We start from the raw sequence: 21748 nt of genomic DNA, 5'->3' as shown, positions 1-21748 counted from the left end.
CGTTTTGTGTTGGATATTTTTTCTCATCAAAAGGAATCACTATGTCTCAGACTGTTCATTTTCAGGGTAACGCCGTACCGGTTGCTGGTCAGTTTCCTCAGGCTGGCGATAAAGCCAAAGCTTTCACGCTGGTCGCTAAAAACCTGGTCAACGTTGCGCTCTCTGAGTATGCAGGAAAACGCAAAATTCTGAACATTTTCCCGAGTGTTGATACCGGCGTCTGTGCTTCATCAGTGCGCAAATTCAATCAGGCCGCGAGCGAACTGAATAATACGGTGGTGCTGTGTATTTCTGCGGATCTGCCGTTTGCCCAGTCACGTTTCTGTGGCGCAGAAAACCTGAGCAACGTAGTGACCCTGTCGACGCTGCGCGGCTCAGAGTTTAAATATGATTATGGCGTGGAAATTGCCGATGGTGCGCTGGAAGGTCTGACTGCTCGTGCAGTGATCGTGCTGGATGAGAACGATAAAGTGATCTACAGCCAGCTGGTGGATGAAATCACCACTGAGCCTGATTACGACGCTGCGCTGGCCGCGCTGAAGTAATAAAAAAAGCGGATAACCCGGTTATCCGCTTTCACCTTCTGTTTGCCGCTTATTCGCTTTCGTTGCGCTTCTGCCCCAGACCATATTCCCGCAGCTTATTGGCAATCGCGGTGTGCGACACGCCCAGCCGTTTTGCCAGTTTTCGGGTGCTGGGATATGAGAGATAAAGCCGCGTCAGAATTGAACGTTCGAAACGGCTGGTGATCTGATCCAGCGTGCCTTCCAGCGCCTCATCCCCCAGTGACACATCCAGCGCCTGTTCAGGCAACACGATATCCTGCGGACGCAGTTCGTAGCCTTCCAGCTGCGTTAATGCGCGGTAAAGGGAATTTTTTAGCTGACGCACGTTGCCAGGCCAGGCATAACGGGTCAGAAACGCATTGAGCTGTGGCGAGAGACGCGGACGCGCCATCCCCTGCTCATCCGCAAAGCGGGCCACAAACATCTCGGTCAGTGGCAGAATATCCTGTGGACGGTCGCGCAACGGTGGCAGCTGCAGCGTCAGCACATTGAGACGGTAGAAGAGATCCTCGCGGAACTCCCCGCGCTGCACCAGTTCAATCAGGTTCTTCTGCGTGGCGCAGATCACCCGCACATTGACATGCACTTCATGCTCTTCACCGACGCGACGGAAAGTGCCGTCATTCAGAAAACGCAGTAGCTTCGTCTGCATTCTTGGCGACATCTCGCCAATCTCATCCAGCAGAACCGATCCGCCATTGGCCTGCTCGAAAAAGCCTTTCTTGCCTTCCAGCGCATTCGGATAAGCGCCGGCAGCATGACCAAACAGCTCGCTTTCCGCCACGTCGTCGGGCAGAGAGGCACAGTTCAGCGCCAGGAAAGGATTTTTTCCGCGGGCACTACGCAGATGGCAGGCGCGTGCCAGCATATCTTTCCCGGTGCCGGTGTCGCCAACAATCAGTAGCGGCGCATCGAGCATCGCCAGTTTGCGCGCCTGATCAACGACCTGACGCATCTTCGGCGTGACGGCAATGATATGGTCAAACTCCGATTCGTCGGTGACCACCAGATTCTGCAACTGTCGGCCCATGCGGGCTGTCGACTTCAGCATTACCATCGCCCCAACCGGCCTGTCACTCTGGCCCTCTTCACCCGGCAGATAGATAGGACGCGCTTCCATCAGAAAATCACGCCCCTCAATGACGACATGCTGGGCCTGCGCCTCAACCCGATCGCTCTCCAGCCAGCGCAGGAAATTAAAGCCGTTAATCAGATGACCGGCGCTAAAGTTGCGCATCTTCTCTTCATCGAGATTAAACAGGTTCTGAGCGGCCGGATTGGCCAGCTCAACCTTGCTTTTCAGGTCGATGGAGAAAACCGGATCCGGCATCGCCACCAGCAGCGCACTCAGCGCGCGATGCTCCCGTTCAGAGGGCATGTACGTCACCGTGCGCACATCTGTTACGCCGGGTGTACGGCGGATTTCCGCCATCAGATTACTGAAGGCGTCAAATTCCAGTGCTGAAAAGTTCAGGTAGATGCGGCCCAGCGCCGTGATTTCGATACCGCGTAAATCAATGTTGCGTGCCACCAGCAGGTCAAGCAGTTCACGCGTCAGACCGATACGGTCCTGACAGAACACTTCCAGACGCATTGCGTTCGCCTTAATCAGGTTCAGATAAAACAATAATACGCTATGTGGCGCACCTGCAGAAAGGTATCTGTCAGGAAATGTTGACAGTTACAGCGCGTATGGTGGACTTTTGTACGGACCTGCTGTCGACTGTCATTGCCGGTTGAATGTCAGTCTTTGTCAGCACCGGACTGTTGATTGCGGGCTAACCAGGGTATATTTTTCATAACTGATTAGAATTGATTATAAAATGCTGACTTTCTTCGCAAAATATCTGACTGTGGGTATGGTTAATACCCTGATTCACTGGGTGACCTTTTTCATCGTCCTGAGCCTGGGTCTCATGCAGTCGACCGCTAACCTGATTGCCTTTTGCATGGCCGTTACCTTCTCTTTCTTTGTGAATGCGCGCTGGACCTTTAAACAGCAGGCGACCGCGTGGCGTTATATTCTTTACGTCGTTTTTATGGGTGCGATGGCATTCAGCGTGGGTTATCTGGCCGATCGATTAGGCCTCTATCCGATTATTACCCTTGTCACCTCATCGGCTATCAGCCTGGTGTGTGGCTTTCTTTTTTCCCGCTTTATCGTCTTCAAGGGAGAATAATGAAAATCTCTTTGGTGGTGCCGGTATTTAATGAAGAGGAGGTTATCCCTCTTTTTTATGATGCGGTCAGAAAATATGAAGCGCTGGCAGAGTGGCAGGTTGAGATTGTTTTTATCGATGATGGCAGCACAGACGCAACCTATAAACTGATATCCCAGCTGAGCCAGCGCGATCCGCTGGTGCGCAGTCTGTCGTTTATTCGTAATTTCGGCAAGGAACCGGCACTGTTTGCCGGCCTGGAAGCCGCCACCGGCGAGGCCGTGATCCCGATTGATGTGGATTTGCAGGATCCGATCACGATTATTCCCGACATGATCCGTAAATGGCAGGCAGGCGCTGATATCGTGTTAGCCAAGCGGATTGACAGACGTGCCGATGGTCACCTCAAACGTAAAACAGCGCACTGGTTTTATAAACTGCACAACAGCATCAGCGATCCGCAGATAGAGGAGAACGTCGGTGATTTCCGGCTGATGTCACGTGAAGTGGTTGAGAACATTAAGCTGCTGCCCGAGAAGAATCTCTTTATGAAGGGCATTCTGAGCTGGGTCGGCGGACAGACGGACATCGTGGAATATGTGCGCACTGAGCGGATCGCAGGCCGCAGTAAATTCGGCGGCTGGAAGCTGTGGAATCTTGCGCTGGAGGGACTGACCTCATTCTCAACCGTTCCGCTACGCATCTGGTCATATCTGGGCTTTCTGGTGGCCTCGCTGGCCTTCCTGTATGGACTCTGGATGATCGTGGATAAACTGCTGTTTGGTAATCCGGTGCCGGGTTACCCCTCTATTCTGGTTTCGGTGCTGTTTCTCGGTGGGGTTCAGCTTATTGGCATTGGCGTGTTGGGTGAATATATTGGCCGCATCTATATGGAAACCAAAAACCGGCCTCGCTATATTTTGCGAAAATCCGCGACGACCAGACTAAACCCGCCTCAGAACACGGATTAAACTGCCCGTTCAGACGCAGAGAAGATGGCCAGATTAAAAAAGGATGAATGATGTTCGCCACTGATACCGGACTGACACGTCGTAAGGTTTTTTTACTTATTGCGGTAGTTTTTCTGATTGCTTACAGCCCTGCTTATTTAACCCAGTACGCCTATACCGATGACTGGACGAATCTCTACTGGGCTAACTTTGACAGGCTGAGTATTTTAAACTGGGATACGTTATCCGGCAGGCCGGTGTATGGGATCATTCAGTACAGCGCCTCATTTCTGGTGGAGAGCGTAGAAAAGCTGGCACTGCTGCGTTCAGTCGCGATTGTTTTGCTTATTTTTACCGGGTATTACATCTACAGCCTGTGTCAGAAAGAGGCACTGCTGGAGAATCAGGCTCAGCGAATTACTTTTGCATTATTGCTTTGTCTGCTCCCTTCATTCCAGGTTTACGTTGCATGGGCATCCTGTTTCCCCTATATCGCTGCGATTTTACTGGCGAGTGCCAGCTACCGTTGGTCGATTAAACCGGGCATCCCCGCCCGCCTGTCAGCATTCTGCCTGCTGACAATCGCTTTCTGTCTCTATCAACCGGCTGCGATGAGCTTTACCTTCTTTGCTGCGCTGCACCTCTGCTTTTCCGTGCGGAAAATTGATAAGAAACAGGCGCTCATCTCACTGATGGTGCTGGGCGCAGGCATGTTTGCAGCGCTAATCGCCTCGAAGGTGCTGCCCGTCCAGCTTTATGGTCATACGCTGCCACGCTCGGCATTCAGCTACGACATCCTGGTTAAACTGAAATGGTTTTTTACCGAATACCTGAAGAACGTGATCTGCAACTTTGACCTCGGCGCAAAAACGGTATCGGTGATCATTTCTTCGATCATTATTGGTTTTGGCCTGAAGAAAATTAAAGCCGCGGGCAACGACAAATTTTATCTGATGTTTGTCTTACTGCTGATTGCCGCACTGCCTAATCTGATTGTCAGCGAAAGCATGGCCGCTTACCGGACATTGATTGCCGGTGCGCTGATAACCACCAGCGCATTTATTCTCGGCCTGTTTGAAATCAGCAAAAAGTTAAAATGGAAAAAGCCATTCTATGCGCTGCTGGTGATAGTGGCTGGCTCGCTGACGATAAGCCATCTGATCAACGGTTATTCAGTTCCGGCTCGCAAAGAGTTTGCCCTGCTCGATCAGGCGATCATTCAGCAGGTGCCGAAAGATTTCAATGGCGCACTCTATTATCGCCTGACTGGCGAGTATTTGCCGAAGGTTGCGACGTTACGAAAATATGATGATTTCGGTGGGCTTGGGCTGAGCATGTCATGGACATTCGCCGGGATGGCGCATTTTATCCGGGAGAAAAACGGAATGGCCTTTACGCTGCCAGCGAATCCGGTTATCACCGATGAAGCGGCGTGTCCGGGTAAATGCCTGATTATCGATTCGAGGCAGGTCCTGCGCCAGCCACACTAAAAAAAGGCGGCCAGGCCGCCTTTATCATCCAACAGAGATTCAGGCTGACTTATTGCCGCCCTTCTGCAGCGCCTCTTTCATCTGCCCCAGCAGTTCACGACGAAAGTCGCCGAGCCTTGGCTTATCCTGCTCCAGCCAGGGCAACGGACGGCAAAGCTCCATCGCTTTGATACCCAGTCTGGCGGTTAATAAACCTGCACCAATACCCTGCGCGGCACGCGTGGAAAGCCGGGCGGCGATATCCTGCGACATCCAGTCCATACCCACTTCCCGCACCAGCTCAGACGCGCCGGCAAAGGCCATATTAAGCAGCACCAGACGGAATAGCCGGATGCGGCTGAAGTAGCCCAGCTCGATGCCATAGATTGCCGCGATACGGTTGACCAGCCGCAGATTACGCCAGGCGATAAACGCCATATCCACCAGCGCCAGCGGGCTGACCGCAATCATCAGTGTGGCTTCCGCTGCATGACGGCTGATCTCGCGTCGCGCCTGGCGATCCAGCACTGGCTGCACCAGCTGTGCATATAAACGGACAATTTCACTGTCATTGTGGGTTTCATGCAGTGAAGCATGCCAGCGCTGCAGGGCCGGATGCGCCTGATCCAGCTCCGCCTGCTGCGCCAGCTTTTCGCAGAATGCGCGGCCTTTGCCGATGCCATGACTGTGCAGCAGCTCGCGGCCCACATCCCGCTCTTCCGCGCGCTGACGCAACTGATAGAGGCGACGCCACTCGGTGGTCAGCGCACCCACACCCGCCAGCACAATCAGGCCACCTGCCACGCCGCTGCCCAGCGAAAACCAGTCGCGGGCCAGCCAGGCATCGTGCGTCCACTGTACACCCTGTGCAATCACGCTGACGCCAAACAGCAGTGCGCCTGCCGTCACCATTTTACGCCACAGACTGCGCTTAGGCTTCAGCGCGGCTTCCACCGCCCGCTCACCTGCGCCCTCCTCTTCAACGGCGGCATCCTCATCCTGCACCGCCAGAAATGCAGCCTGCGCTTCGGCTTCAAAGGTCTGCGCCGGGCGCAGCGGCGTCGTGCTGCTCTCATCCAGCGGACGGGCAAAATCGATACGCGGCTTCAGCGGATCGTTCATCGCAATTTATCTCCCAATAAAAATTCCAGCGCGGCATCCATGCGGATATGCGGCAGCGGACGATCAACGTCGAGCTGCTGCGGCCGGAACTGTTCAAACTGAAAGCCCTGCTGCTGCCAGAAGGCATTACCGGGCAGGCGCGGCGGTAATTCGCCGGGATAGACGGTGAGCGGCTCGCCATCGGTCAGACGATGACCGCGCAGGGCCGGGATCTTCTCGCCACGGTGATCGACCAGCCCGCTCTGCGTCGCCTGCACCGACGCCAGCCCGATGCAGTCCATACTGATGCCTTCAAACGCCGCGTTTTGCCAGGCATCCTGCACCAGTTGCTGCAGCAGGGAGACCATGTTGCCATGCTGATCGCTGGTAATGTGGTCCGCCTTGGTAGCGGCAAAGAGTAATTTGTCGATTACCGGTGAGAACAGCCTGCGGAACAGGGTGCGCTGACCGTAATGAAAACTCTGCATCAGTTGCGTAAGCGCCAGCCGCATATCGTTAAACGCCTGGGGACCGCTATTCAGCGGCTGCAGGCAGTCAACCAGTACAATCTGGCGATCAAACCGCAGGAAGTGATTCTTATAGAAGCCTTTCACCACATGCTGGCAATAGTAGTTAAAACGCTGCTGCAGCATGCTGAAGTTACTGCCTTTGTCCGCCTGCGCCAGTTTAGTCAGTTGCGCCTCATCAGAGGTCGGCCAGGGGAAGAACTGCAGCGCAGGCGCACCGGCCATATCGCCAGGCAGCACGAAGCGGCCGGGCTGAATAAAGTGTAAGCCTTCCATTTTACAGCGATGCAGGTAGTCGGTCCAGGCGGCAGCAATTTCCGCCAGCTGGGTTTCATCGGCGGGGGCAAGCGGGTCGAGTTTTTCGCAGAGTGCGCGCCACGGCTTAGCCCACTCAGCGCGGTCGCCCTGCAGCAGACCGTTCATCAGTCGGGACCAGGCGAGGTAATCCTGCGCCAGCATCGGCAGATCCAGCAGCCATTCGCCGGGATAGTCGACAATCTCAAGATAGAGCGTCGCCGTCTCTTTCAGGTGGCGCAGCAGTGAATCATTGGGCCGGTAGCGCAGCGCAAGACGCATTTCGCTGACGCCGCGGGTTGGCGTGGGCCAGGCAGGTGGCGTGCTGTAGAGCTGAGCCAGGCCTTCGTCGTAGGTAAAACGTGCCGTGCCCATGTCACGCTGTGGTACCCGTTTTACGCCCAACAGGCGTTCATCCCGCACAACGGAAAACAGCGGCAAACGTGCGCCGCTGTGAACCGTTAAAAGCTGATTAACCAGTGAGGTTATAAAAGCGGTTTTACCGCTGCGGCTTAAGCCGGTTACCGCCAGCCGCAGGTGGCGATCGACGCCACGGTTCATCAACGCCACTAATTCAGTTTGTAGTCTTTTCATCGTTCTCCCTGATGAAGCGCGAAGCCACCCGGTTCATTACGCGTTTCAGCAGTGGCTCCAGTGCCACAGCCAGCAACAGACGTAACGGGCGTCGCGCTACCGATTTCACCGCCCAGCCAGTCACACCAGCGGGACCGTAGGTAACAGCATTGATAATGATGAATTTAGCCGCCGACTTCAATGCAGGTGCCGCGCGGTGACGAAAAGCAGTGGATCGCGAAAAAGACATTAAACCTCCATTGAGCCAGCGTTCGGGCCTGAAACAGGCCCGGCAATAGCAGAATTAAATCTGGCGGAAGCGGCTGCGCACGCTGAAGGTTTCAGACGTGACATAGCGCTCCAGGTCGCGCACATTGCGCTCATCCCGTTGCAGGGTGCTCTCCAGCTGATCCAGCAACTCGCTGGCGGTTGGCTGGCGTTCGCCGTCACTGGCGTTGGCAGGCTTCTCATCCAGCACAAAACCCAGCACGAAGTAGGCGATCACCGTAAAGACAAACAGTCCAAAGAACAGCGATAACACCACAATAACCCGCAGCAGGCGAACCGGGATGTCGAGATACTCCGCCAGACCCGCGCAGACGCCCATCAGCTTACCTTCATCAGGCTTGCGCCATAACTTACGACCTTTCATCATGGCTGCCTCCAGTTGGGATGCTCAGCGTCCAGAATCGCTTCCAGCGCGTCAATACGTTCACGCATCCGCTGCGCATCCTGCGTGACGCGCTGCAGCCGCTGGATTTCGCTTTGCGACAGTTCCGAACCGCCGTTGCGTTTGTTGCTGTAATGCAGCCATAACCAGATCGGTGCGACAAACAGCACGAAGATCGTTAGCGGTATGGCGAGAAAAAGTGCGCTCATTGACTCTCCTTAATCACTTATCGCAACGTCGATGATTACTCACTGCGGTTCATTTTGGCTTTCAGCGCATTAAGCTGCTGGCTGATTTCATCATCCGCTTTCAGGTCAGTAAACTGCTGGTCCAGGGTTTTCGGTTTACCAAAACCGTGGCTTTCAGCTTCCGCTTCCATGTGGTCAATGCGACGTTCAAAAGATTCAAACCGGGCCATCGCTTCGTCGATTTTGCCGCTGTCGAGCTGACGACGCACATCGCGTGATGAAGAAGCCGCCTGATGACGCAGGGTTAACGCCTGCTGACGGGCACGTGTTTCGGTCAGTTTTTTCTCCAGCTCGCTGATTTCGCCTTTCATGCGTTCCAGCGTCTCTTCAACCTGGCCCACTTCCTGTTTCAGGGAGACGATCAGGTCGGTGAGTTTCTGTTTTTCAATCAGCGCCGAACGCGCCAGATCGTCTTTGTCTTTGCGCAGCGCCAGCTCCGCTTTTTCCTGCCAGTCGGCCTGCTGCAGCTCAGCCTGCTCAATACGGCGTGACAACTGTTTCTTTTCAGCCAGCGACCGCGCAGAGGTAGAGCGTACTTCAACTAAGGTGTCTTCCATTTCCTGAATCATCAGGCGGACCAGTTTTTGTGGATCTTCTGCGCGCTCCAGCAGGGAATTAATGTTGGCATTTACGATGTCAGCGAAACGAGAAAAAATACCCATGATGATGTTCCTCTTTTTAATGTTTTAAAACGTGATGTCCTGCCTGATTAATACAATATGCGTGCCAACTTTTTATCTTTTTGATTTAAATCACATTTTAAATTTTACAGGCTTTTCGCCATGTTTTAAGATAGTCAAAATGATTAAGGGGTAGCGAAATTCATCATGACAGGCACGAATGATAATCTGCTGGGTGAGTCTAATAATTTTCTGGAGGTACTGGAGCAGGTTTCAAAACTGGCTCCCCTTGAGAAACCGGTAATGGTGATTGGCGAGCGCGGCACGGGTAAAGAGCTGATCGCCAGCCGGCTACACTATCTCTCTGACCGCTGGCAGGGACCGTTTATCTCGCTGAACTGCGCCGCGCTGAATGAGAATCTGCTCGACTCTGAGCTGTTTGGTCATGAAGCCGGCGCCTTTACCGGCGCACAGAAGCGCCATCTGGGACGTTTTGAGCGTGCTGACGGCGGTACGCTGTTTCTGGATGAGCTGGCAACCGCACCGATGCTGGTGCAGGAAAAACTGCTCAGGGTAATTGAGTACGGCCAGCTGGAGCGCGTGGGCGGCAATCATGCCTTGCAGGTTAACGTACGGCTGGTCTGCGCCACCAACGAAGATTTGCCCGCCCTGGCAGCGGCAGGGAAATTCCGCGCCGATTTGCTGGATCGTCTTGCCTTTGATGTGGTGCAGTTGCCGCCACTGCGCGAACGCCGCAGTGATATTCTGGTGATGGCCGAGCATTTTGCGATTCAGATGTGCCGCGAGCTTGGCCTGTTGCTGTTTCCCGGCTTTACCGCTAAAGCGCAGCAAGCCCTGCTTGATTATCACTGGCCCGGCAATGTTCGCGAGCTAAAAAACGTGGTTGAGCGCTCCGTCTATCGTCACAACAGCAGCGAGCTGCCGCTGGATAATGTCATTATTAATCCGTTCGCTTCACGATCCGAACCGGTTGTGCTCCCGCGCTCCAGTCAGGAGACGGAGAGCGGCGGCCTGCCTGCCCTGCCGCTGGATCTGCGTCAATGGCAGAATCAGCAGGAGCGGGATCTGGTCGATGCCAGCCTGCACCAGGCTCGTTACAACCAGCGCCGCGCCGCCGGATTATTAGGCGTTACTTACCATCAGCTGCGCGCGATGATGAAAAAGCACGATATAAAGGCTGAGAGTTAATCCATATTATAGGATTTATACTCTCTTCCCGGTAAAACATTGCCTTACGCGAGGCAACTGATTTATGGGCAAGGCTCCTTGCCCATATCAGAATTAAGGCTGATAAAAGTCAGCACTGTCTGAAAGAATGACTCCAGCCTTCCTGACAATACTCTTTCCTGTAATATGAATAAGTGGCTATGAATCTCGATTTCACATATTTGCACTGATCAATGTGAATTACATGTTAACTCAGTCAATGCGCAAACCAATATGACCCGCCCGACCATTTACTTTTGAAAAAAAGCGTTTTATTTTAATTCAGTCATTCAGACGCATCATTCCTGTCGTTTTAAAGATTAATTAACGGTTATTTTAACAGGCTTAAGGATTAAGCATGGCACTGCATGGAAAAATGATTCTCAATGGTGCTGATTATGCGCCGTTTAATCTGTACGGCGTCGGGGTTTTTATGGCTCACTCTGGGCTGGGAGCCTAAAAGAACAATGCAAATTGCGCGGCATTCCCAAACTACGGCCCCACTTCTCCAGGTAAATACTGGATTATTGATCGTAAGGAGGGCAACTGGCTCTCTCAAAAGAAAGCAGAGGTACATGATTGGCTGAATAGCCGGATCGGTCGCCATGAGTTCGGTAGAACTGACTGGTTTGCTCTCTGGTGCGATGACTGGGGGATAGATGATTACACATGGATTGAGGGTGTCATGCGGGGTAATTTCCACCTGCATCCTGGAACCGTGTCTAAGGGCTGCATTACCATTGCTAACAATTCAGATTTTGCAATGATCCGTAATGCCCTGATGAATACTTCACTTATTAATGTTCCCTGTACACGGTCACTCATGGCGCGCGGTTGGGTGGAGGTAGTAGCAGGTGGCTATAAAAAAAGTTGTCCGTAGATTATTTAAAATTGGCTACTTTATAGTTTTGATTTTTTGCGCTGGACATATTTTACCCACGCCGGAGCTTTACATTAACTATGAAATGGCCAGGAAATTAGCGTTATTTATTAACGATAATGAAAGCGCTGATTCTATGTATGATGCATATTCATATATAGATTTAATCATTTTATTGATTATCAGCACCGTTTTTTACCTCGTAACAATGACGTTAATCAAAAAAATAAGGAGAAAGTAAGATGCCAATTCCTCCCTACATGTGGCTTAAAGATGATGGCGGCGCAGATATCAAAGGATCCGTGGATGTGAAAGACCGCGAAGGCAGTATAGAAATCATCGGGCTGAGTCATGGCATTAATCTGCCTGTCGATAGCGCCAATGGCAAAATAACCGGCACGCGTCAGCATTCTTGCATGATGATTGAAAAAGATGTTGACCGCTCTACCCCCTATCTCTATAAAGCTGCCGCGACCGGCCAGACACTCGAAAGCGCAGAGATTAAGTTTTACCATATTAACGACGCCGGTCAGGAAGTCTGCTATTACAGCGTCCTGATGGAAAATGTAAAAATCACCGGCGTCAACTGCGGCGTCCCGAATGTCAAATTAGCGGGTAACGACAGGATGAATCACATCGAAAGTGTGAGTCTGCAGTATGAAAAAATCACCTGGAAAATTATCGACGGTAATATTCATTACTCAGATGCATGGAACGAAAGGCCTGTGCTTTAGGTGTTAAAACAGTCCGGTATCAAACGGACTGTTCAGGCCTTCAGAAATATATCATTTACAGACTGCGCGGCTGAACACCCATCTTTTCAGGCTGCCGGATAGCGGGAACCCGTCCGACGCCAGCCGTAGCGATTATCACGGCCAGCGCTGACATCAGCAGCACATTGCTCATACCATATTGTGCTGCCAGCGGACCCGCTACCAGCTGTCCAAAGGGAATGGCAATAAAAGAACCCATTGCATCATAGGCATACACGCGGGCGAGCTTATCCGGTGGGATATGAGTCTGTAATGCGTGCGCCCATATTACGCCGAACAGACCTAATGTAGTGCCGGCAATAAAGAACCCGGCTATCAGCCATATTGCTGTTGCATTCTGGCTCAGCATAAATATCGGGAGTGCGTAAAGTCCTGCCAGCATAGCGCCAGTCAAGAGATCGCGACGTGGATGCCATTTCATGGCCAGTAAAGAACCCGCAATTAACCCTGCACTGTGGGCGGCTACAATTATCCCCCACTGCGTGCGTCCGAATGAGGCGTCAGCAATCATTGGGCCCAGTACCACGACAATGCCATTGAAAGCGACATTGATAACAGCGAACTGGACGACTATCGACCAAATCCAGCTTCGTCCAGCAAATTCCGCCCAGCCTTCTTTTAAATCCTGCAGGATGTTGCCCGGCAAGGTTCCTGCCTTCTCTGCGCTCGCACGAATGAAGAAATATAGGGGTGCAGAAGCGGCAAAGCCCAGGGAATCAATTGCCAGTCCCCAACCCGGTCCGACAGCGCTGGTGATAACACCTCCCAGCGATGCCCCCATCACCGTGCCACCATAAACACCAAGCTGAATTAAAGCATTGGCCTGACGCAGATGCTTTGCAGGCACGACCTGTGGAACCAGCGCAGCTGAAGCAGGCAGCGCGATGCCTGCTGCCGCTCCATTGAGGGCACCCAGCAAAGTAAGGCTGATTAAGGTGGCTGACCCATCGAGCACAGACCAGGCAACGATTGCTTGTGAAACCGCCGCAACCCCCGCTGAAATCACTAATACCCGACTGCGAGAGTAGCGGTCGGCAATAACACCCCCCACCAGCAGAAACAGCACGTTGAACAGAGAACGTGATGCCACCACTACGCCTAAATCTGAGGCAGAGCCGCCAATATCCAGAACCGCAAAGGCCAGCGCAATGGGTGCAATCCCATTCCCCAGTACCGTGAACAGACGTCCGAAAAAGAGATAACGAAAGGATGAATGCTGAAAAGCCTGAGCATTTTTCTGGAATTTATTCATTGTCAGGAATGTGATGGCCGGAGGTTGGGCTTATGATAACCGCGTTTCTGCAAATGTTAAGCACAGCATTACATTATCCCATATCAGATTCACGGAGCGACAGCTGACATTAACTCATTTAAAAGTTGAATGAAAAGTTTCTCCAACCTTTCTGATTAGCACCCGAATAAAATACAATGACACAAACATGACAGCAGGAAAGTTAATGATTGATGTAACACTTGAAGCAGATTGATATGAATGAGTTAGTCCATTTCTTTTTTTATCACACAACAGTGGCATGTCAAAGCGCTGAATAATACATAAGCACTAAGTAAAACTTGATCTCAATCATCATGCGCTCTATTTTTAAAATATGCATTTGAGAAATATATAAATCCGGCATTAAATACCAGTACGAAAGGGAAACTACTTCACAGTTGAAAGGATTTTACTATGGCTATCCCAGCTTACCTCTGGCTGAAGGATGATGGCGGAGCGATCATCAAAGGTTCGGTAGATGTTAAAGATAGAGAAGGAAGCGTAGAAGTAACTGGTTTTTCTCATAACTTAAGACTGCCCACTGATTCAATGACAGGCAAGCCAACAGGCACAAGAAAACATGCACCCATTATCGTTCAAAAAGAGTTCGATTCATCTTCTCCCTATCTTTATAAAGCTGTAGCCACAGGGAAGACATTAATGTCCGCCGAGTTAAAATGGTATAATATCAACCATGCAGGTCAGGAAGAAGAATATTTTAATATACTACTTGAAAATGTCAAGGTTGTCGGTATTTCGCCCATAATGCATGACACAAAAGATCCCGAAAAAGAAAACCATAATCATCTGGAGTGCGTTGAGTTTGCTTATGAGAAAATAACCTGGAAGCATTGTGATGGTAATATTATTTTTTCAGATAGCTGGAATGATAAGGCATAAATCATGAGATATCCTGCTCTGGCTGCGTCCCCAGCCCCGCCTTATGATATTGAATCTTTTACGCCACCTGGAGTTTCTCTAATAAACAATATGATGATTGCACGTTTTCACAGAGGACCGTCAGCCCTTACATATGTCTGGTTTTATAACCAGGTTAAAGGACATGGTCCCTGGGATTACAAATTCCAGTATGGGACTCAATATGAGCATTTTGGTAACTTTCATTATGGTGCTGTGGGTTATGCCGCTGGAATAAGAGAAGCGGTTTTACTTCGCGCTGCGGGTTGGGCGCAAAGCAGGGCCGGAACCAGTAAAGAGGAATTTAATTACTGGTATGGGGCATCTCCTTTTGGCGATGATCCTGATGATCAATATTGGATAAGAGCAGGGATCGACTATGCAAAACGCTCCGGTTTTTAAAAAGCGTTTACTGTTACTGGTGTTGATGCTGATAATATTTGTCTTTACAGGCTGGCAACTCTCTAAATTGTCACCGCTGGAACAGTCGATTATTAAAAAAGTAAACATAAGTAACCGGATTAATCTTTACATCACTAAAGCCAGTGCGGGGGCCACAACAGACTTCTCTTATCGCTTTTATCTTTATGATGCATCCAGAAACGATGAGTCTTTTAAAGAAAACCTAACCGACAACCTGCAACCTTTCCTGATTACCTCTGATGGTAACGCTTTTAAACGGGTTCAGGACAAGGCGGTCTATCTGAGGGTTAAAGGAGAGATTTTTGCATTTTACAGTTCGCCTGGCATTCGTATTGACGATGTTCTTTATTCGGTTCCGGTGTTCCTCAACGCCTCTCCCTTTTGAGACAGACTGCTCATTCAGTGAATGCCTCCTCTCTCCCTCACTGCTGCTTCCACCCCAAATGAAAAAAAAGCCCGCCATTAAGGCGGGCAACAACACTGGAAGCAATGTGAGCAATGTCGTGCTCTTCTTCGGCAGAGCCACCGTCGAAGTGCAGGTGAATAATAATCATTCTTATTATCATCTGTAAAGCGGTTATTGAGAACTTTTCTCATCACCACATCATTTGTGCGCTCATTTTAAGTTGCGATGACGAAAATCAGGCTGGCAGTGGTTGCAGGTTTTGGGACTATGCCTGCTTTGCGATACACTCTGGTTAATGCCTCAAAATCGTTGAGTTCTATGTCAAAACTACTATGTTCGCTGTTGCTCAGCCTCAGCGCGTTGAGTTCGCCTGCGTGGTCAGCGCCTGCGGGGGATATCCGCCAGACCGGCTTTGTCTATTGCGTCAGCGGCACGCTGAACACCTTTAATCCGCAGATGGCCAGCAGCGGGCTCACTGTCGATACGCTGGCGGCACAGTTGTATGACCGCTTGCTGGATGTCGATCCCTATACCTATCGTCTTAAGCCCGATCTGGCGTCGAGCTGGGAAGTACGCGATAACGGCGCGACGTATCGCTTTCATCTGCGCAGCGGCGTCCAGTTCCAGCAGACTAACCAGTTTCGCCCTACCCGCGCACTAAACGCCGACGATGTGGTATTCAGCTTCGCAAGGATGTTTGACCGTCATCATCCCTGGCATAACGTCAACGGCGGTAACTACCCCTACTTTGATAGTCTGCAATTTGCCGATTCCGTCCAGAGTGTGAAGAAGATCGACAACAGGACGGTTGAGTTCAGGCTGAACAGCCCGGATGCCTCGTTCCTGTGGCATATGGCGACCCACTATGCGCCGGTACTGTCGAAAGAGTATGCCGACCAGCTCACCGCTCAGGGCCGTCAGGAAGAGATGGATCGTCAGCCGGTGGGCACCGGTCCTTATCAGCTCAGCGAATACCGCACCGGTCAGTACATCCGTCTGGCGCGCAATCCACACTACTGGCGTGGAGTGCCGCGTCTGCAACAGGCGGTGATCGATCTTGGTTCCGGCGGGACCGGTCGCCTTTCCAAACTGTTAACCGGTGAATGCGACGTACTGGCCTATCCCGCGGCAAGCCAGCTCAGCATACTGCGCGATGACCCGCGCCTGCGGATGACGCTGCGTCCCGGTATGAACATTGCTTACCTGGCTTTTAATACCCGTAAGCCTCCGCTCGACCGGCCTGAAGTCCGGCATGCACTGGCGCTGGCCATCAACAATGAGCGGTTAATGGAGTCGATCTACTACGGCACTGCCGAAACGGCCGCTTCGATATTACCGCGCGCGTCCTGGGCTTATGACAATGATGCGCGCATTACCGGCTACGACCCTGAGAAGTCACGCGCCGCGCTTGCCGCACTCGGCATCAGCGATCTGCATCTGCGGCTGGTTGTGCCTGCCGCCTCGCAGTCGTGGAATCCCAGCCCACTGAAAACCGCCGAACTGTTACAGGCGGATCTGGCGCAGGTTGGTGTCCGGCTGACCATTGTGCCGGTCGAGGGCCGTTTTCAGGAGGCGCAGCTGATGGCGATGAATCATGATCTGACGCTGTCAGGCTGGGCCACCGACAGTAACGATCCGGACAGCTTCTTCCGCCCGCTTCTCAGCTGTGCGGCGATTCGCTCGCAGACCAATTACGCGCACTGGTGCTCTCCGGCCTTTGACGAAACGCTGCAGAATGCTCTGCTATCACAACAACTCTCTGGCCGCATCGACAGTTATGATAAAGCGCAGCAGATTCTGGCGCAGGAGTTACCGGTGCTGCCGCTGGCTTCCTCTCTGCGACTGCAGGCATTTCGTCATGACATCAAAGGGCTGGTACTTAGCCCGTTTGGCAACGCCTCGTTTGCCGGGGTTTATCGTGAAGATGATGAGGGTAAGTGAGTGATTATCTATATTTTGCGCCGCCTGCTGCTGCTGCTCATTACCCTGTTCCTGCTGTCGCTGGTCAGCTTCAGCCTGAGCTACTTTACCCCTAACGCCCCGCTGGAAGGCGCTGCGCTCTCCGATGCCTGGTGGTTCTGGTTCAAAGGGATGCTGCAATTTGATTTCGGCGTTTCCAGCACTAACGGTCAGGAGATTGGGCTGCAGCTGCGTGAGGTTTTCCCGGCTACCATGGAGCTCTGTATCCTGGCGTTTCTGTTTGCGCTGCTGGCAGGTATTCCGCTGGGGATCTGCGCCGGTGTGATGCGCAATAAATGGCAGGATAAAACCATCAGTGCGCTGGCACTGGTCGGCTTCTCTGCGCCCATCTTCTGGCTGGCGCTGCTGCTGACGCTGTTCTTTTCGCTGACGCTGGGCTGGCTGCCGGTATCGGGACGTCATGACCTGCTTTATCCGGTGCAGAATATCTCCGGCTTTGCGCTGATTGACGCCTGGATGAGTCCTTCGCCGTGGCGGCATGAGATGATTATCAGCGCCCTGTCCCACCTTATTCTGCCGGTGCTGGTGCTGGCGATGGCCCCGACCACAGAAGTGATCCGCCTGCTGCGCAACAGCACCAGCGACGTGATGGATAAAAACTATGTCAAAGCGGCGGCCACGCGCGGTCTTTCGCGCTTTACGGTGATCCGCCGCCACGTGTTGCACAACGCGCTACCGCCGGTCATCCCGCGTCTGGGGCTGCAGTTCTCCACCATGCTGACGCTGGCCATGATCACCGAAATGGTCTTTAACTGGCCGGGTCTGGGCCGCTGGCTGATTAACGCGATTCGTCAGCAGGATTATGCCGCAATCTCAGCCGGTGTGATGGTGATTGGCGGGCTGGTGATTCTGGTGAATGTGATTTCTGACGTGATTGGTGCAGCAATGAATCCGCTGAAACACAAGGAATGGTATGCCCTCCGGTAGGGCTTATGCGCCGCGGGAAAGTTATTCAAAACATGCCGGTATGAATTTGGGCTGTTAAATGACTTTCAACCTGGATGAGGCTATGAATTTATGGATGATGCTGACCTCGCACAGGAACGCGAAGAAGCACATCCTGCCGCCTTTCTGGCAATTCCTTAAAGCTTCAATGGCTTATGCGTCTGGTGCAATGATGAAGCCGTGGTGACCGGGACGGCTTTCTGTTTTATTTCAGGGGACACCGCAGGATTCTGTATATCGCGACCAGACTTTACAAATTCTGGTATAAAGACCACAGGTTATTCATCAGGGAAAAGATTATGAGTCTCAGCAGAGTGTTACTTGTACTGGTTTTTGCAGCATGTATTGCCCTGTTACTCAAGGCGGGCTCATTCAGGGTTACGCATTATCTTGATGACAAAATCGATAATCAGATTACCCGATGGGCTGATGGCAAGTAAGCAATCAGGTTCATTCAGCTAATCTGGTACGGGCGGGCCTTTTTCAGCTCCTGCCACCATAACGTGCTTACGCTTCGCTATTAAATCTTTTGTCACTATCAATCGCACAGTAACACTGTATGGTGTGCGAATCAGCCTTTGCTGATGCTACGATTTTCCTTTTTTGATGCAATTCATGCCTGCGTAACGCGGGCTTTTTTGTACCCAAAACCAGCCAGCGTTTAGTCACATATCTTCACAGGAACCAGAGAATCCCCGGGTTAAATAGGTAAAGCTGAAGGGTGACTTAAAGGGTGAGTGTTTTTCGATGGCGTTAACGGAGGGTGAAACAACGTCAGCCTCTGCCACAAGCCTGCGTCAGGCAGCCTTCGTCGCCAAAACCCTGGAATGGTCAGCCGATTGATTTGTCACCACAGCCGGGTCATGCGCGGCGCCAGACTCCCAAACGGCCAGAGCAGGACGAACTCATCACATCCTGAATTTCATTTAACTCAGTCCATGAACCTGGTTGCGGCCATTGTGTTTTGCCTCATAGAGCGCCTTATCAGCCTGTTGCTTAAGTCTTTTGGCCTCATCTGGCTGTCCGTTTGAAATCAGGCTACTGTATCCGGCGCTGAGGGTCACAATACCTTCAGGAATACCGGAGGTTTCGTGCGGTATTCCGGCAGACATAACTGCGTTTACTGCACGCTCCGCCAGCTTTTTCGCGACACTCTCTCCACTGGCAGGCAGGATAATAACAAACTCTTCCCCGCCGTAACGTGCAACCACAGCATCCTGCCGCTGCGTAATTTCTTTCAGAATGGCGCTGACACGCTGCAGACAGGTATCGCCGGCGACATGCCCGTAGGTATCGTTGTAACGCTTGAAAAAGTCGATATCAAACATGATCAGTGACACGGGTTCACCCGATTTTTGAGAGCGCTTCAGGACCTGATCTAACATCGCATCAAACTGGCGGCGATTAGCCAGTCCGGTTAGCCCGTCAATCAATGCCAGTGACTGCAGCGTATGGTTGATCGTGGTCAGCTCATCCCTGATCTGTGTTAATTCCAGCTGATTTCTGACGTTCTTTTTAACCTGTCTGAGAACAAACATCCCCATCCCGGAAATCATTACAAGCAGAACCACGTTCAGGATGACGTCGATGATATTGGCGGAGAACCAGTCGCTCCGGATCTTATCGAGGTCATATCCCGCCGTGACAATGAGCGGATACTGCTCAAGGCGGGCGTAGCCATAAACCCTCTCCACCCCATCCAGTGCAGAACGCCACGTTGCGCTGCCACTGGCAGAGGTTTTCAGGACAGTTGTAAATAATGGACTCATGGACAGGCTGCGGTTGATGGCAGAATGCGGGAAGGGCCGGATATACAGGACAGAGGTATCAGCAAGAATCAGCCCCAGAACGTCGCGATCACCCAGCGTATAGTAGCTGTAGAACTGCCGGAAATAGTCTACTTTAACCGTTGCCAGCGCGACGCCAGCAAAGTTGCCTTTTGAATCGTTCAGCCGCAACGATACCGGAATAACAAGGTCACCTGTAGATCTGCTGCGGATAACACGGCCAATCCTTACGCGGGTATCCTCATGAGTACGGTGCCAGATAAAATAGTCCCGATCGGCGTTGCTTCCTTTGGCCGGAACGTAGTTGCCCGACGTGGCAATCCATTTACCCTGTGCGTCATAAATAAACAGCCCATGAAGCTGACGCAGTTTCCCCTGCTGCTCTTTAAGCTGACGAGCGAAGACGGGCGTTGCCGCGTAATCCAGCCCGTTCAGGCTGAGCAGTCTGACGGCATCCGCCAGCGTAATATCCACCTGCAGAAAGGCATCTTCTGCCTGTTTGGCGAGAGAAACAGAGAGGTTACGGGCATCATCTTCACGGACATTCTGATTGTGCTGCCACGATCCCCAGAGCGTAAATATGTTAATCACAACGACAGCAAGCACGGTTGCCAAAAGGAAAAACGCCATCGTGCGGCCAAGAGAATTACGGATACCTGAAGGTACAACACCGCCACTGTTTTTATTCAACACAATGATTTCCATTAAATCCTGATACTTAAACATAATTTACGCATGAGATAACTTCAAGCAGACCGGGATGACTCACGATGTTGTTGTGAGTTCTGTGAGCGTCCAGCCTGCCGCTGCCAGACAGCATGTTTCCTGATTAAATTGAATCCTTTGATCACCACGGTCTTCACGCTGCGGATGCCACGCCGGAAAAATATATCAACCGTTGTCAGCGTTGATTATTTTTATGACTTAAGCATTTTATTTTAAGAGACTGAATCAGGTCTGGCAGGGAGTAAATGACAAAGTCCAGACAGCGTTATTTTTGCATAAACGACGGCCGGGCAGAGGTTGCAATATTTTAATGATGTCGCGCGGTGAATGGCTGATTAATTTAACACGTTCTCTTTTAAGACCTGCTTCGTTTACTCTGTTATGACAATCCAGCAAGCGAATGAGAAACATTTTTATAATCACGGGGATAGTTAACGCAGGCAAACACATAAGCCCCCGCTAATAAACCGTACATTTTCGGCAGGGATTTATTCAGGGCAGATATTTTCATTGTAAAAACCACGTTATATAAAAAACATTTAAACGTGAAAGCCCCGACAGGTTTGCCGGGGCCTGCGGCCTGATCAGAAGATCAGATTATTCAGACTTACGTCCGCCGCTGTGGCTATTCTGGCCACCTTTCTTACCGGCTTCTGAGGCTTTTTCACGGTCATTAGCGAAATTACCTCCGCTATGCTGCCCGCCTTTTTTACCCGCTTCAGATGCTTTCTCAGGGTTTTCTGCAAAATTACCTGAACCACCACGATGTTCGGCCATGATATCCTCCTGGATAACTCTATTTATAGATGGCAACCAGTATAAATAAGTCATACCGGTCATAGTCGTGTTGAAATATTTATTCTAGAAGCACCCCTGATGTTTGCAAGCGCACCCGGAAAGACCCGGCGATAAAAACCAGTTAAGCGAAACGCACCGATAAAAAATAAGCCAGACGACAAAGGTGAAGTTTTAAAAAGAAAACATAATTTTAAGGTGACGACATAAAAACATAAACCATCAATGCTGTTAATAAAATATTACGTTTATATAAAAATCATAAAAAATACACTTTGAATGTTACCCAACGTTTTATTGTCACTCACATCAAAAACCGCTTAAAAATCGCGATTTTTTATTTCATCAGGCGATCGCTACCGTCATCAGGGTTCACACATGAATCGTCTTGCCCGATTGCTCTGACAGTGGCTGGCCGGATTCGATTAACATCACGGC

At 51.4% G+C, this 21748-nt stretch carries 22 protein-coding genes and 1 pseudogene; 12 read left to right on the top strand and 11 right to left on the bottom strand.

All coding sequences use genetic code 11. The features are described 5' to 3' along the window. Window positions 1–41: 41 nt before the first annotated feature. On the top strand, window positions 42–545 hold the full coding sequence (gene tpx / locus EGO56_RS09165; protein WP_013357974.1) for a thiol peroxidase: 504 nt from the start codon (window positions 42–44) through the stop codon (window positions 543–545). A gap of 49 nt (window positions 546–594) precedes the next feature. Here the strand turns inward: tpx and tyrR are convergent, their stop codons facing one another. Continuing rightward, window positions 595–2160, bottom strand: a complete 1566-nt coding sequence (gene tyrR, locus EGO56_RS09160) for a transcriptional regulator TyrR (RefSeq protein WP_135908652.1) — start codon at window positions 2158–2160, stop codon at window positions 595–597. Window positions 2161–2389: 229 nt separating this feature from the next. Here tyrR and EGO56_RS09155 point away from each other — a divergent pair, with 229 nt between their 5' ends. From EGO56_RS09155 to EGO56_RS09145, 3 genes are read left to right on the top strand one after another with little or no spacing between them, the layout of a single operon-like run. Continuing rightward, a complete protein-coding gene (locus EGO56_RS09155) occupies window positions 2390–2746 on the top strand; it encodes a GtrA family protein (RefSeq protein ID WP_135908650.1) in 357 nt (118 codons plus the stop codon). Next, window positions 2746–3696 (top strand): glycosyltransferase family 2 protein, encoded by a 951-nt coding sequence (locus EGO56_RS09150; protein WP_135908648.1) that lies wholly within the window; start codon window positions 2746–2748, stop codon window positions 3694–3696. Before EGO56_RS09155 ends, EGO56_RS09150 begins: the two co-directional genes overlap by 1 nt. Window positions 3697–3743: 47 nt before the next feature. Further along, window positions 3744–5165, top strand: coding sequence for a hypothetical protein (locus EGO56_RS09145; RefSeq protein WP_238349015.1), 1422 nt, complete (start codon window positions 3744–3746; stop codon window positions 5163–5165). A 39-nt stretch (window positions 5166–5204) separates the two neighbouring features. Here EGO56_RS09145 and EGO56_RS09140 read toward each other — a convergent pair whose 3' ends face one another. Genes EGO56_RS09140 through pspA form a run of 6 tightly spaced genes read right to left on the bottom strand, consistent with a single transcriptional unit; the run spans window position 5205 to window position 9219 of the window. Beyond that, complete coding sequence (locus EGO56_RS09140) at window positions 5205–6266, bottom strand: YcjF family protein (RefSeq protein WP_135908646.1); 1062 nt, start codon at window positions 6264–6266, stop codon at window positions 5205–5207. After that, on the bottom strand, window positions 6263–7660 hold the full coding sequence (locus EGO56_RS09135; RefSeq protein WP_135908645.1) for a YcjX family GTP-binding protein: 1398 nt from the start codon (window positions 7658–7660) through the stop codon (window positions 6263–6265). The genes EGO56_RS09140 and EGO56_RS09135 overlap by 4 nt, the downstream gene beginning before the upstream one ends. Then, complete coding sequence (gene pspD / locus EGO56_RS09130; RefSeq protein ID WP_135908643.1) at window positions 7641–7889, bottom strand: phage shock protein PspD; 249 nt, start codon at window positions 7887–7889, stop codon at window positions 7641–7643. Before pspD ends, EGO56_RS09135 begins: the two co-directional genes overlap by 20 nt. 54 nt (window positions 7890–7943) lie before the next feature. Beyond that, a complete protein-coding gene (pspC, locus tag EGO56_RS09125) occupies window positions 7944–8294 on the bottom strand; it encodes an envelope stress response membrane protein PspC (RefSeq protein WP_013357981.1) in 351 nt (116 codons plus the stop codon). Further along, complete coding sequence (gene pspB, locus EGO56_RS09120) at window positions 8291–8518, bottom strand: envelope stress response membrane protein PspB (protein ID WP_013357982.1); 228 nt, start codon at window positions 8516–8518, stop codon at window positions 8291–8293. Before pspB ends, pspC begins: the two co-directional genes overlap by 4 nt. A 35-nt stretch (window positions 8519–8553) precedes the next feature. Continuing rightward, window positions 8554–9219, bottom strand: a complete 666-nt coding sequence (gene pspA / locus EGO56_RS09115) for a phage shock protein PspA (RefSeq protein WP_135908641.1) — start codon at window positions 9217–9219, stop codon at window positions 8554–8556. A gap of 165 nt (window positions 9220–9384) precedes the next feature. Between pspA and pspF the strand changes: the two genes are divergently transcribed. The 3 genes and pseudogenes from pspF to EGO56_RS09095 all read left to right on the top strand — a co-directional run bounded on the left by pspF (window position 9385) and on the right by EGO56_RS09095 (window position 12018). After that, window positions 9385–10386 carry a phage shock protein operon transcriptional activator gene (gene pspF, locus EGO56_RS09110; protein WP_135908639.1) on the top strand — a complete coding sequence of 334 codons (1002 nt, stop codon included), beginning with the start codon at window positions 9385–9387 and terminating at the stop codon, window positions 10384–10386. Between the two features lie 376 nt (window positions 10387–10762). After that, window positions 10763–11284: pseudogene (locus tag EGO56_RS09105) on the top strand (DUF2778 domain-containing protein). Between the two features lie 242 nt (window positions 11285–11526). Next, window positions 11527–12018: an Hcp family type VI secretion system effector gene (locus EGO56_RS09095; protein WP_135908635.1), complete on the top strand. Its 492-nt coding sequence runs from the start codon at window positions 11527–11529 to the stop codon at window positions 12016–12018. A gap of 55 nt (window positions 12019–12073) precedes the next feature. Here the strand turns inward: EGO56_RS09095 and EGO56_RS09090 are convergent, their stop codons facing one another. After that, window positions 12074–13309 carry an MFS transporter gene (locus tag EGO56_RS09090; RefSeq protein WP_135908633.1) on the bottom strand — a complete coding sequence of 412 codons (1236 nt, stop codon included), beginning with the start codon at window positions 13307–13309 and terminating at the stop codon, window positions 12074–12076. Window positions 13310–13744: 435 nt separating this feature from the next. Between EGO56_RS09090 and EGO56_RS09085 the strand changes: the two genes are divergently transcribed. Genes EGO56_RS09085 through EGO56_RS09075 form a run of 3 tightly spaced genes read left to right on the top strand, consistent with a single transcriptional unit; the run spans window position 13745 to window position 15056 of the window. Beyond that, entirely contained in the window at window positions 13745–14230 is a 486-nt protein-coding gene (locus tag EGO56_RS09085; protein WP_135908631.1) for an Hcp family type VI secretion system effector, read from the top strand. Window positions 14231–14233: 3 nt separating this feature from the next. Continuing rightward, window positions 14234–14650 (top strand): polymorphic toxin type 44 domain-containing protein, encoded by a 417-nt coding sequence (locus EGO56_RS09080; RefSeq protein ID WP_135908629.1) that lies wholly within the window; start codon window positions 14234–14236, stop codon window positions 14648–14650. Beyond that, on the top strand, window positions 14628–15056 hold the full coding sequence (locus tag EGO56_RS09075) for a hypothetical protein (protein ID WP_135908627.1): 429 nt from the start codon (window positions 14628–14630) through the stop codon (window positions 15054–15056). Before EGO56_RS09080 ends, EGO56_RS09075 begins: the two co-directional genes overlap by 23 nt. A gap of 37 nt (window positions 15057–15093) precedes the next feature. On the opposite strand, the gene EGO56_RS22610 is transcribed toward EGO56_RS09075, so the two are convergent. Next, window positions 15094–15225, bottom strand: a complete 132-nt coding sequence (locus EGO56_RS22610) for a hypothetical protein (protein WP_272949257.1) — start codon at window positions 15223–15225, stop codon at window positions 15094–15096. A gap of 170 nt (window positions 15226–15395) precedes the next feature. On the opposite strand from EGO56_RS22610, the gene sapA reads away from it, so the two are divergent. Beyond that, window positions 15396–17018 carry an ABC transporter substrate-binding protein SapA gene (gene sapA / locus EGO56_RS09070; RefSeq protein WP_135908625.1) on the top strand — a complete coding sequence of 541 codons (1623 nt, stop codon included), beginning with the start codon at window positions 15396–15398 and terminating at the stop codon, window positions 17016–17018. Further along, complete coding sequence (sapB, locus tag EGO56_RS09065) at window positions 17019–17984, top strand: putrescine export ABC transporter permease SapB (protein ID WP_135908623.1); 966 nt, start codon at window positions 17019–17021, stop codon at window positions 17982–17984. It begins immediately after the preceding gene. Between the two features lie 944 nt (window positions 17985–18928). Here the strand turns inward: sapB and EGO56_RS09060 are convergent. Together EGO56_RS09060 and EGO56_RS09055 are read right to left on the bottom strand one after the other, a co-directional pair. Then, window positions 18929–20494, bottom strand: a complete 1566-nt coding sequence (locus tag EGO56_RS09060; protein ID WP_420371899.1) for a sensor domain-containing diguanylate cyclase — start codon at window positions 20492–20494, stop codon at window positions 18929–18931. 618 nt (window positions 20495–21112) lie between these two features. Further along, window positions 21113–21292 (bottom strand): con-10 family general stress protein, encoded by a 180-nt coding sequence (locus tag EGO56_RS09055; RefSeq protein ID WP_135908619.1) that lies wholly within the window; start codon window positions 21290–21292, stop codon window positions 21113–21115. Window positions 21293–21748: the final 456 nt, after the last annotated feature.

This window comes from Pantoea vagans, from assembly GCF_004792415.1.
Classification (GTDB): Bacteria; Pseudomonadota; Gammaproteobacteria; order Enterobacterales; family Enterobacteriaceae; genus Pantoea; species Pantoea vagans.
The sequence above is the reverse complement of the archived record's forward strand: the minus strand, read 5'-3'. Positions and strand labels throughout refer to the sequence as shown.